9 protein-coding genes are annotated in these 12593 nt (G+C 62.8%); all 9 read right to left on the bottom strand.

Annotated features, from left to right (window positions below; all coding sequences use genetic code 11):
• Window positions 1–4 precede the first annotated feature (4 nt).
• A complete protein-coding gene (locus tag DBV08_RS09565; protein ID WP_124567289.1) occupies window positions 5–838 on the bottom strand; it encodes an NmrA family NAD(P)-binding protein in 834 nt (277 codons plus the stop codon).
• Between the two features lie 14 nt (window positions 839–852).
• Window positions 853–2793 carry a hydantoinase B/oxoprolinase family protein gene (locus DBV08_RS09570; RefSeq protein WP_124567290.1) on the bottom strand — a complete coding sequence of 647 codons (1941 nt, stop codon included), beginning with the start codon at window positions 2791–2793 and terminating at the stop codon, window positions 853–855.
• Window positions 2793–4892: a hydantoinase/oxoprolinase family protein gene (locus DBV08_RS09575; RefSeq protein WP_124567291.1), complete on the bottom strand. Its 2100-nt coding sequence runs from the start codon at window positions 4890–4892 to the stop codon at window positions 2793–2795. Before DBV08_RS09575 ends, DBV08_RS09570 begins: the two co-directional genes overlap by 1 nt.
• Window positions 4893–5173: 281 nt before the next feature.
• The gene (locus DBV08_RS09580) at window positions 5174–5845 is read right to left on the bottom strand and encodes a carbon monoxide dehydrogenase subunit G (RefSeq protein ID WP_124567292.1); all 672 of its coding nucleotides are present in this window, start codon (window positions 5843–5845) and stop codon (window positions 5174–5176) included.
• Window positions 5842–8364 carry an aerobic carbon-monoxide dehydrogenase large subunit gene (gene cutA / locus DBV08_RS09585; protein WP_095971643.1) on the bottom strand — a complete coding sequence of 841 codons (2523 nt, stop codon included), beginning with the start codon at window positions 8362–8364 and terminating at the stop codon, window positions 5842–5844. Before cutA ends, DBV08_RS09580 begins: the two co-directional genes overlap by 4 nt.
• A complete protein-coding gene (locus DBV08_RS09590; protein WP_029256750.1) occupies window positions 8361–9005 on the bottom strand; it encodes a (2Fe-2S)-binding protein in 645 nt (214 codons plus the stop codon). The genes cutA and DBV08_RS09590 overlap by 4 nt, the downstream gene beginning before the upstream one ends.
• Window positions 9006–9007: 2 nt before the next feature.
• Window positions 9008–9910, bottom strand: a complete 903-nt coding sequence (locus tag DBV08_RS09595) for a xanthine dehydrogenase family protein subunit M (RefSeq protein WP_095971642.1) — start codon at window positions 9908–9910, stop codon at window positions 9008–9010.
• An 89-nt stretch (window positions 9911–9999) separates the two neighbouring features.
• The gene (locus DBV08_RS09600; RefSeq protein ID WP_095971641.1) at window positions 10000–11439 is read right to left on the bottom strand and encodes a uracil-xanthine permease family protein; all 1440 of its coding nucleotides are present in this window, start codon (window positions 11437–11439) and stop codon (window positions 10000–10002) included.
• Window positions 11440–11731: 292 nt separating this feature from the next.
• On the bottom strand, window positions 11732–12593 hold an 862-nt coding region (locus tag DBV08_RS09605; RefSeq protein ID WP_148090784.1), incomplete at its 5' end, for an aminotransferase class III-fold pyridoxal phosphate-dependent enzyme.

Genomic DNA, 12593 nt, shown 5'->3' on the forward strand with positions numbered 1-12593 from the left:
AGCGTCACCGAATCAGGCTCTCGACGCCCATCGGTCGGCGACCCAAAAGCAGTTCGACGGCAGCACTGCCCGCAAGGAAGTCGTGGTGATTGTAGAACTCGAACATCGCAGCCAATCGTGAACTGGCGTTGACGTCCAGACCAGTGCCGATCTGTTCGCGCCACCGATCCACGCTGATCTGATCTATCGCGACGGTACGTGACGTCTGCTTTTCCACCATCTGTGCCACCTCCATGACACTGAGCGATTCCGGGCCGCCCACTTCGTACGTCGCTCCGTGATGCTCGCCCGGGCCCTCGCTCAGAACAACCGCGGCCACGGCCGCCACATCTGACAAACTCACGAACGAGAACTTCGTGTCCGCGCTGTACGGCAGGACGATGGTGTCGGATCGACCCGTGAGTACCGCTTCGAAATTCTGCGCGTACGCACACGGCTGCAGCACAGTCCATTTCAAGGGCGAACGATGCAGTTCGTCCTCACACCTGGCTTTGTCCAGGTGATGTGGCATGGACGGGCTGAACGGCCACGCCACGGAATGATAGACAAAATGTTCCACTCCCGCCGACGCCGCTGCCGTCAGCGCATTGCGAAGCAGTGCGGGCTCGTCGGGATGGACGTTCGGGGCGATGAAGTACACCCCTCTGCACCCCGCAAGTGCCTTGCGCAACCCACTACCCGTTTCGAGTTCTACCTCGTAGTCGCCCTCGACTCGTGCCTTTCGCACCAGTCGCCGCACTGTCACGCTCGGCGGCAGTGCAGCGACGACGGCCTCACCGGTCTTACCCGCGGCGCCGATCACCGCGATGTCGGCGCCGCGAGCAATTCCGTTCTCCATGAGAGTTTTCCGTCCTAGACGTAGTCGTAGACCGCTGAGGTGGCGCCACCGGAAAGCTGCGCGTAGCCCGGACCCCGATCGAAGAAGGGTTCGTTCTCGCCGCGCTCCGAGCGCAACTGATCCCGCAGCTCCGTGGTAGCAGCCTCGTCGACGGACGGCTCGTCACCGTCGATCACGACTACACCGTAGTCGTCGCGTGCACCTTCGACGGAAACCTTGCGCCACTGAATGTCTCGCAACACCTCTTCGATCGGGCGCTCCAGTGGATCTCCCCAACCGCCGCCACCGGTGGTACGAATCCGTACGACCTCGCCGGCCTTGATCGGCTCGGCATCGGTCAGTGCGTCGAACTCACGCTCGTTCGGTCCACCCGGATCCAGGACGACGGAGAACGGCCGACCGGCCTTGCCGCCCTTGACTCCCCAGCAGGCGAGGATCGAACGGTCCGCGATGGACATGAAGTGCGCATCCTTGAGCATGCGGATGTGCTTCTCGTATCCCAGGCCGCCGCGGTAGCGTCCGGCTCCGCCGGAATCCATGGCCAGACCCAGCTTCTCGACGATGAAGGGGAAACGGCTCTCGGTGAATTCGGTCGGCAGGTTCCGTGAGTCGGGAACGACGTGAATCGTGTCCTCACCGTCGGCGTAGTAGCGTCCGCCGGAACCGCCGCCGAGCACCTCACGCATGAGGTACGAGTGACCCTCGAAGTCCTCGCCGTACACACCGGTGTACCTGATGGTCTCCTGATCGGCGGGCATGTTGCCGTCCACAGCCTTGGCGACGACGCCGGCCAGCACACCGAGCAGGCGGAGGATGACAAACGTGCGAGCGTTGGTGGGGGCAGGGAAGATCGGGGTGATCAATGTTCCCTTCTCGGGGAACTTCATCTCGATCAGCGGTACGACGCCCTCGTTGACATCCAGTTCGGCCATACGCTCCGGGGTGTCCGCGAGGTTACGCAGAATCGGAGCCAACCACTTGATGAGGAAGTTTCCGTCCGCGTAGTCACCGCAGTGGTTGATCGGACCCTTCGCCTGCGGTCCGGTTCCGTTGAAGTCCAGGATGAGTCGCTCGCCGCCCTCGTCCTCCGGCCGCGTCTTCGTGAGCGTGATGCGCTGGATGTGGAGCATCGGCTCGTCGACGCCGTCGTGCTCGGCGTAGTCCTCCCACGTGTACTCACCGACCGGGATCTTGCTGAGGATTTCGCGGCGGTACGTCTCGGTGGTCGCGTCCATCATCGCGTCGAAGCACGACTCGACGGTGTCGACTCCGTATCGCTCGAAGAGTTCGGTGAGTCGACGCGCACCCATCAGGCACGCCGAGCACTCGGCGTCGAGGTCAGCGGCGAGTGCATCCGGCATGCGGGAGTTACGCGTCATGATGCGCAGCGCGGCCTCGTTGGGAACTCCCTGGTCCCACAGTTTGATCGGCGGAACCATCAGTCCCTCTTCGTACACCGTGGTGGCACCGGACGGCATGGAGCCGGGGCAGCAACCGCCGATGTCGTCGTGGTGACCGAATGCCTGAACGAACGCAACAACTTTCGGCTCGGCATCGGGAGTGACGCGGGCGAAGACAGGCACCGTGACGCACAGGTCGGGGAGATGGCCGATGCCACCTTCGGACAGGTAGACGTCGTTGTGGAAGTACACGTCTCCCGGCTTCATCGTCTCGAGCGGGAAGTCCCGGGCGATCGGATGGACCAGCGCGGAATACGAACGGCCCGTGAGCTTGCGGAGGTTCCGGTCGTGAATACCCGCGCGGAAGTCGTGAGCGTCACGGATCATCGGTGAGCGCGAGGTGCGCGAAATGGAGGTCTCGACCTCCATTTCCACGCTGGCGAGGTAACCGGCGACGATCTCGACCAGAATCGGATCAGGTGACGCGCCGTCGGTAGCGGTGAGTCGGTACGGCTTGGCCGCGGTGGCAGCAGCAGCATCGAGAATGGCGGTCATCACTTCACTCCGTTCGAGTCGGAAGACTTCGAGATACGAATGTTCCCGAAGGTGTCGATACGTGCCGAGAATCCGGGATGGATCGGGACAGTCGAGCTGAACTCCTCGATCACGGCCGGTCCTTCGATGACGTCACCCGCACCGAGCAGCGTGCGGTCGTAGGTAGCCGTTTCGACCCAGCTGTCGAAATACGATTGACGCGAACCGGTTCGAGCCGAGTCGGCGCCGGTGCCGGCGGGGATCTCCTTGAGCGTCGGACGCTTGATCGGGCCGATGCCACTCACGCGCAGGTTGACCCACTCGACGTGCTGCGACGGGTCTCCCCGGAAGTCGTAGCCGTACAGCTCGCGGTGCGCCTGGTGGAACGCCTCGGCCGCGTCGTCCATGATCTGCGCCGTGACGGTACCTTCCGCCACCGGGACGCGAACCTCGAAGGCCTGACCGAGGTACCGCAGATCCGCAGTACGGGAGTACTTGCGCTGCGTCTCGTCGAATCCTTCTTCGGCGAGCGCGATCTCGGCTTCGCCGGCCAACGCGTCGAACTGGCTCTGCAAGTCTTCTGCCTTCAACCGGTCGTGACGACTCACATGCGTCTGGACGTAGTCGTTGCGGACATCGACCGTCAGCAGACCGAATGCGGAGACGTTACCCGGATTGAGCGGGACAAGAACGTCTTTCAGTCCCAGGATGTCGACGAGACGGCAGGCGAGCAGGGAGCCGGAGCCGCCGAACGTCACGAGGGTGAAGTCACGAACGTCGAGGCCACGCTTGACCGTGATCTGACGCAGGGCGTTGGCCTGGTTCCACGCCGAGACCTCGAGGACGCCGACCGCACACTCCTCGAAGCCCAGACTGAGCTGTGTTGCAAGCTCTTCGAGACCCTTGCGTGCCAGTTCTGTGTCGAGAGGGATCTCGCCACCGAGCAGGTGGGGTGGGATGCGTCCGAGCAGGACGTGCGCGTCGGTGATGGTCGGTTCGCTGCCGCCCTTGCCGTAGCACAACGGGCCGGGATCGGCGCCTGCCGACTGAGGGCCGACTCGGAGGGTGTGTTCCGGCGTCATCCACGCGATCGAGCCACCGCCGGCACCGACGGTCACGACGTCGATCATCGGGATCTTCGACGGGTAGTTGCCCACTCGTCCTTCGGTGGTCAGCGCGGGCTCGCCCCGAACCACGACGGTGACGTCCGTCGATGTTCCACCGCCGTCACAGGTCAATACCTGCTCGACGCCGGCCGCATCGGCGATCAGCGCGGCACCGAGAGCACCGGCAGCCGGTCCCGAAAGTACTGTCGTAATAGGCTGGTGAACAACCTCTTTGGCCGAGAGAACACCGCCGTTGGACTTCATGACATAGAACGGAATGTCGCGGGGTTCGCCGTCGGTGGTCGAGAACTCACGCAGGCGATTCGCGATGTTGTTCACGTAGTTGCGGATGTTCGGCTTGACCGCGGCGTCCACGAGTGTGGTGATGGACCGCTCGTACTCGCGGTACTCACGCAGCACCTGGCTCGAGATGCTCACCGTCGCATCGGGGAAGACTTCGAAGAGGATGTCGCGTACGCGCTCCTCGTGCGTCGGATCGGCGTACGAGTGCATCAGGCAGACGCCGATGGTCCGGATGCCACGGTCCTTGAAGAACTGCGCTGCGCTGCGGACGCTCTCTTCGTCGAGCGGACGAATCTCGCTGCCGTCGAAGGAAAGGCGTCCACCGACGGTGCGTACGCGATCGGCGGGGACGATGCGTTCGGGCTTGACCCAGAAGTACGAGTTGCCGTAGCCGTCCGGCACCGACTGACGAGCGATTTCGAGAACGTGCTCGTAGCCCTCGGTGGTGATGAAGCCGAGATTCTCGACCTTGCCTTCGAGCAGCTTGTTGGTCGCAACCGTCGTGCCATGGCTGACCGCGCCGATCGAGTCGCCACTCTCACCGAGCTTGGCGAGTACCTTCTCGATTCCGGCGAGAAAGCCCTCGGCGGGGTCCGCCGGGGTGGACGGGGTTTTGGTGGTGACGATGGCGCCGGTTTCGTCGTCCACTGCCACGATGTCGGTGAACGTTCCGCCGGTATCGATACCGACCCGAATCTTCCTGGGTTCCACGCTTCCTCCTGGGATCTTTGGCTCGTCTCGTCTGGTACCGATCGACGGTTGTGGCCTAGCCGGTAAGTGGCTCGTACCTGACGTGTAGTGCTATTCCACAGGTTCGGAAGAGCGGATTCTTTGTCACAATTCGCCGAATCGGGGGACCAAGGTTCGGCGCACGATCACGAGCGGATCTTCGCCGGCGCCCATGTGGGTTACGCGGACGTGAAAAACGCCCCGAACCTGGTCGGTTCGGGGCGTTTCCCTCATCGTGAAACAGCTGCTGACACTCCGGTGAACTACTCGCGACACCCAGAACGGGCCAGGAATCCGCCTATAGCAACACCTGACAAAGCAATCGCCGCACCGACGACGGCGCTGACTATCACCGTGCGAGCATCGGTGCCGCCCGCTGCCGGCACACCGGCCGGAAGAACCGCTGGCGCCGTGACGGCGCCGGAAACTACCGGCGCCCCCTCGACCGCAACTGCCGGTACGGCCGCCGCCACGGCGGCAGTGACCTTCTCGGGGATTCCGTTGGCAATGACGCCGTCGATGCTCTTGAAGAACACCCCCGCCATTTTCTTGGCGACACCGGTGATCATGCGCTGCCCGACGCCGCCGACCATCCCGCCGACCACGGCGTCGGCGTCGTACGAAAGCAGCGTGCCACCCTCGTTCTCCGTCAAGGTGACCGTGACGTCCGCCTTCACTGTGCCGGGAGCACCAGCCCCCGAAGCCGTCATGACAAACGAATTCGGCCGATTCTGTTGCGACAGAACAACCTCGCCGTCGTACACGCCCTTGATCGACGCGACTCCCGCCATGATGGAGAGCTTGTAGTGATTGTCCGTGAGCTGCTCGAGCGACTGCACACCGGGAATGGTCGCGGCCAGTACACGACCGTCCTGGAGCTTGTCGTAGACCTCTTCGCGAGGTGCCGTCAGCTGCGCGGTGCCGGCGATTCTCATGCATTCTCCTCTGATGACGAACCCGCATGTGCGAGTCGAAGTTCGAACAGTTCGGACGGTGAAATGGGCATGGACGTGATCGAGATTCCTTCGGCGTCCTCGATGGCGGCCGCGATGACGGCGCTGGTCGGGATCACACCGGCTTCACCGGCGCCCTTCATTCCGAGTGGGTTGAGTCCCGACGGCGTGACGGTGTGATCCATCTCGAGCGAATCCGGCATCTCGGTGACGAACGGCATCAGGAAGTCCATGTACGACGCGTTGAGCATCTGGCCGTGCTCGTCGTAGACGATCCGCTCGTAGAGTGCGCCGCCGATACCCTGCGCGACGGCGCCCATGACCTGGCCTTCGACGATGCGGGGGTTGATCACGTTTCCGCAGTCGTGGATGACGACGTAACGACGGACCGTGATCTCGGCTGTCACGGGATCGGTTTCGACGATCGCCGCGTGCACTCCCGAAGCGAAGGTGGAACTGGGCGGCGAGTAGTAGCCGGTGGCTTCCAGACCGGGCTGCTCACCCTCGGGAATCGGCGGCTTCGACATGTCCGTGTCGGTCTTGGCGAAACCGGTAGCCAGCTTCGACTCACGGTCGAATGCATATCGTAGCGGGTTCGACAGCACGGCAACAACACTCAGCGGAACGGATGTACCCTCCACGCCGGCCTCGGTGCCGATCTTGCACACGTGGCCTTCCCGGAGTTCCAGGTCGGTTTCCGGCAGATCCAGGATTCCGGACGCGATCTTCTTCGCCTTCTCCGCGACCATCTGCGCCGCGACATGGAAGGCCGAACCAGACATGACCGCACCACGCGAGGCGAAAGTGCCGACGGCATAACCGAACCGGCGGGTGTCACCGGTGACGATCTCGACGTCGGAGACCTTGACTCCGAGGTCGTCCGCAACGATCTGGGCGAACGCGGTCTGGTGGCCTTGGCCCTGCGTCGTCAAGCCTGTTGCGGCCTTGACCTTTCCGGACGTCTCGACCACTACGTGCGCGCCTTCGTAGGGTCCGGGTCCGGTTCCCTCGACGTACGCACCGATACCGATGCCGACCGACCGACCTTCGGCGCGAGCCTTCCTCTGGTACTCGGGAAATCCGTCCCAGTCGATGAGCTTCTTGAGCTTGTCGATGCCTGCCTGGTAGTCACCCGTGTCGTAGATCAACGGGCGTCCGTCCTGGAACATCAGGCCGAAGTCGTACGGCATGTCCTCGGGGCGAATGAAGTTCGCCTCCCGCACCGCGATCTTGTCCTTGTTCAAGTACTTGGCGATGGCGTCCATGGATCGCTCCATCGCGAAGACGGCCTGCGGACGTCCGGCACCGCGGTACGGGGTCACGATGACCGTGTTGGTGTACAGCGAATAGGCGTTGACCCGGAACGACTTCGGCTTGTACGGCCCGAGAACCTGCGTCGCGGTGTTGATCATGACGATGATCCCGTACGGCAGGTAGGCGCCGTTGTCGTGCCAGAACGTGAAGTCGAAGGCCAACAGACGGCCGTCGTCGTCGAATCCGATGTCGACCTTCTGGATCTGCCCACGCTCGTGCGCACTGGAGATGAAGTGCTCTCGGCGATCCTCGACCCACTTCACCTCACAGGAGATGCCGGCCTGGCCGAGGCGTCGAGCGGCCCACGTGATCATCACTTCTTCGGGCCACGGGTGAACGATCTTGACACCGAATCCACCGCCGACGTCGGGAGCGATGCAGTGAACCTTGTTCAGTGCCATACCCAGTCGCGCGGCAATGGCGGCGCGGGCGGAGGTGGACGTCTGGGTGGAGGTCCAGAACGTGAGGGTGTTCTCGTCGCCGTCCCAGCGTGCGTAGACACCCTTGCCCTCCATCGGCATGGAAGCCGAACGCTCGATTTCGAGATCCAACGTCAGTCGGTGTGGCGCGGCGGCCAGTTCGGCATCGAGATCTCCGAACCCGTGCTGCAGGTGAGCGGCGACGTTGTCCGGAACGTCGGCGTGGACGGCGTTGGCGGCGGTGCGAGCGACGTCGATCCCCACTACCGGCTTCAACGCCTCGTAGGTGACGTCGATCTTCGCGCACGCATCCTCGGCGATGTACCGGTTGTCGGCGACGACCATCGCGATAGCTTCTCCGACGTGCTTCACCTCGTCCTTGGCGAGGGGATACCCGTTGCGCGGAGCGATGATTCCCGGATGCGGAATGAGCAGTGGCAGGTTTTCTGCCATTTCCGGAGTGTCGGCCAGGAGATCTTCGTAGGTGTAGATGGCATGTACGCCAGGCACTTCCAGCGCCTGATCGATGTCGATGTCGATGATTCGCGCATGTGCATGCGGCGACCTGACGAATGCCGCGATCAGTGCGTTGTGGCCCAGATCGTCGAGATACCTCCCCTGACCGCTGAGCAGACGCGTATCTTCTTCACGCGGAATCGGTTTGCCGAAGAACTTGCCGTCGTCGGCAACCGAATGATCGGCCGTCGAATGATCGGTAGCGGGGTGCTTCGCCCCGTTGCGCTTTGCTGGTTTGACCGGAGTACTCATGCTTTACCCGCCCGTCCTCCGACGGGATTCGTCGTTCCCCGCACCTTGCGATCCAACGCCTCCCGAGTGGACGCGTCGTCGATTCCGAGCGGGAACTGCCCGGCTCGTTCACGCTTGATCTCGGCTGCGCGCAGAACCGACGCCCTGATGTTCTGGTATCCCGTACAACGGCAGAGGTTTCCGGCTATCGCGTCCGTTGCTTCCTCACGCGTGGGATTCGGGTTCTCCTCGAGAAACGCCGCGATGGTCGTCACGAATCCCGGTGTGCAGAATCCGCATTGCAAGCCGTGACAATCCTTGAAGGCCTGCTGAACCGGATGCAAAGTACCGTCCGGCTCGACGAGGCCTTCGACGGTGGTGATCGATCGACCTTCGAGGCTGGCGGCGAGGACGAGGCACGATCGCACCGGCTTTCCGTCGAGCAGCACGGTGCACGCACCACACACGCCGTGTTCACAACCGACGTGCGTGCCCGTCTTACGGAGGTGGTGACGAATGGCATCCGAAGCCAGAGTGCGGGAGGGAAGAACGACGGTGCTCGTCACCTCGTTGAGCGTGAACGTCACGGCCACATGGTGTTCACCGGTATCTGCTGCCAACTCGGCAAGTTGATCATCGATGGAGCGATCGTTTTTGGACATAGTCACCACTTTCCTGCCAGTACTGCGTTCTCACTGAGGGCGTCCGTTGCTGCCGCGAAGCCGACCCGCGCCGTGAGCGCGGACACCAATTGCGAGCGGTACGCCGCCGTCCCGTGAATGTCTGCCTCGGTATCTATCTGCGCGCGGGCGCATTCTCCGAGAGTGCGCCATCGCGGGTCTCGCTGATCCGTCGCCGACGCCCCCGCCAGCACGTCCGTGTAGTCCACGACCTGACCCAACTCTCCGGCGGACACGTACGTCATGTGTGCTTCGGCCACCAGACCGTCGACCACGCGAATACGCGCAACGACGCCGACCAGTGCGTAGTCACCGTGACGACGCGCGATCTCGTCGATGGCGGTTCCCACGCCGGGCTCGGCGGCCGGCACCGACACCGACACCGCGATCTCGTCCGATTCCAGGCTCGACTCGAGAGGACCGGCGAAGAGATCCGTCGACGCGATCTCGCGGGTGCCACGCACCGACTGGACGGTCACGCTGCCCCCGAGCAGTGTCAGGACTGCCGGCATCTCCGCCGACGGGTCGGCGTGGACGATGGAGCCGACGCTCGTCCCGCGGTTACGGATCGTGGGGTGCGCTACCAACTGCAGAGCACGGTTCAGTAGCGGCTGAACTCGACGAGCACCTTCGTCAGCCGCCAGCACCGAGTGCGTGGCCAAGGCCTGGAACCGCACTCCTGTGTCTTCGGACGAGGTCACCGAAGCGAGGTTCGGGATCGATCCGATGTCGACGATGTGGGCGGGGGCGGCGAGGCGCATGGACAGCAGCGGCACAAGCGACTGCCCGCCGGCGAGCACCTTCCCCTCGTGAGAGACCTCGGAGAGGATTCGGCACGCGTCCTCGACCGAGGACGGTCGGTGATAAGTCAGCGGCGACGGTTTCATTACTCAATCCTGCCTCTATGAGTCACTTCACGTTTTGTGCAGATGTGACAACGGTCACGGGTCATACCTGGCATACATTCAACTTGGCATCACGTGAGCTGCGCCACGGGCTCTTCCTGTTCGTCATCTGACGCATTCGCCCCCGGGGTCGTGCTCGGCCGTCGGCCGGACGTGGGCCGGTTCAGTTCGGGGTTCCAGGACCCTACGAGCTGGCAGAAGTGGTACATCACGATCACGACGATGGTGCCGAGCGCGATGCCTCCGAGCGAGAAGGTGTCACTGAACTTCAGAGCTGTATCGCCGATACCGATGATCAGGCCGGCAGCGATCGGCATCAGATTCAGCGGATTCCCGAAGTCGACACCGTTCTCTTTCCAGATCTTGGCGCCGAGCAGACCGATCATGCCGAACAGAACCACAAGAATTCCGCCGAGAACGCCGCCGGGCGTCGCTGCCATGACTGCTCCGAACTTGGGCGAGAAGCCGAGCAGGATCGCGATGAAACCGGCAATCACGTACGCGGCGGTCGAGTACACCCGGGTCGCTGCCATGACACCGATGTTCTCGGCGTGTGTCGTCGTGGGGGAGCCGCCTACTGCGCTGGCGATGGCGGTGGCAAAACCGTCACCGGCAATTGCGCGTCCGATGTACGGGTCGAGATCGTCGCCCGTGATCTCTGCGACTGCCTTGACGTGGCCGGCGTTTTCCGCGACCAGTGCGATGACACCGGGAAGGACCAGGACGATGAACGTGAGACTGAACGAGGGAGCGTGAATACCGACGATTCCGTTGGCTTCGTCCGAGAACGGCGGCAGGCCGAACCAGGACGCCGAGTGCACCGAATCCCAGTTGACACGAAAGTGCTCGGTGGGTGCGCCACTACCACTGGCGGACGTGATCGGACCGGAGACCCGGTCCAGGACCCACGAGAAGATGTAACCGAAAACCAGCGCGACCAGAATGGCGATACGTCCCAGGAAACCGCGTAGCGCAACGCTCATCACGATCAGTGCCACCATCACGATCAGTGCCACCCACTGGTCCTGCGGCCAGTACAGCCCCGCGACAACCGGCGCCAGGTTGAAACCGATCAACATCACCACTGCGCCGGTGACCACCGGCGGTAGCGCTTTACTGATAACGCCACCGCCGAGAAAGTGGATGGCGATACCGACGAATCCCAGAACCAACCCCGACACCAGAATCGCACCGGTCACTTCCGCCGTCGTTCCGCCCTGGGCACGAATAGCGGCGACACCGCCGACAAAGGCCGCGGACGTACCGAGGTAACTGGGGACGTGCCCCTTGACCACCAGGAGGAAGAAGAGCGTACAAAATCCCGACATCATCACGGCAAGTTGAGGATTGAGGCCCATGATGATCGGGAACACGAACGTCGCGCCGAACATCGACACGACATGTTGACCACCCAACCCGATGGTTCTCGCCCAACTGAGTCGCTCGCCGGGAGCAACCACTTCACCGGGCCCGATGTTCTTTCCATCTCCGTGCAACGTCCAGATCGGCATGACGAGACCTTTCGCGAAGGAGGAAGGTGTTCGAAATGCTTTGTGCCCCAGCTCACAAACACCGTGTCTGGAGTGAAACGCTAATACAGCACCAAGATTTGGACGTGATGACAATCTGCCAGAACCCGCTCACCGAGATTGGCAACAATGGTGACAGATGATGCGGGCAGGGGTCATCGTCAGTGCTGGAGACAGTTTCGACGAAAATTGGGACCACGATAGGACGGGCCCCAACATTTTCGTCGGCTTAATGATTCCGTAACACGATGTCTGTCAACGGAAAACGAGGTACCTAACCGAGGGCTGCGAGGATCCCTGCTGCCATCTCCGCGACCTGATCATCGGTCATCACGAACGTCGGCGAAATCTGCATCGCACCCTGACCCGCAGCACGCCCCGAAATACCGTGCTCACGCAACGTCTTCACAAACGGCAACGCCTCCGCCGGATCAACCAACTGCACCGCAGCGACCGCACCGAGCCCACTACGAACCTCCGCCACCCGCGGATGCTCCGCCAACGGCTGCAGATGCCTATGCAACGACGCCTCCAGACGCTTCGACTCCCCAAGCAAATTCTCACGCTCGACAATGTCGAGGTTCGCCATCGCCGCCGCAGCAGCACCGGCATGCCCGCCGTACGTGTAACCATGACGCCACCACGAACCCGCATAGAACGGCTCCGCCACCCGCGGCGCGATGAACACCGCACCCATCGGAACATAACCCGACGTCAAACCCTTTGCCGTGGTCATCATGTCAGGCTGCAAATCGAAACGAGTGGACGCGAACCACTCGCCGCCGATACGACCGAAACCGGTCACCACCTCGTCGACGACAAACAGAATGTCGTGCTCGCGGCAGATGTCACGCACCTCCGCCAGGTACCCCTCCGGCGGAAGATACACCCCACCCGCACCGATGATCGGCTCCGCGAAGAACGCCGCGATCTTGTTCGCACCGACCCGCTCGATCAACTCGAGCAGACTCTTCGCATCATCCCAACCGACCGTCGCCGCATCCGCCATCAGCTCGCCGTAACCCTCACGGTTCACCGGAATACCCGCCAGAGCCGTTCCCGCAACATGCATTCCCTGATACGCCTTCTGACGACCGACGATGATCGCCTTCTCCGGCTGCCCCACCTCGTGCCAG

Source organism: Rhodococcus sp. KBW08, from assembly GCF_003852455.1.
GTDB lineage: Bacteria > Actinomycetota > Actinomycetes > Mycobacteriales > Mycobacteriaceae > Rhodococcus_F > Rhodococcus_F baikonurensis.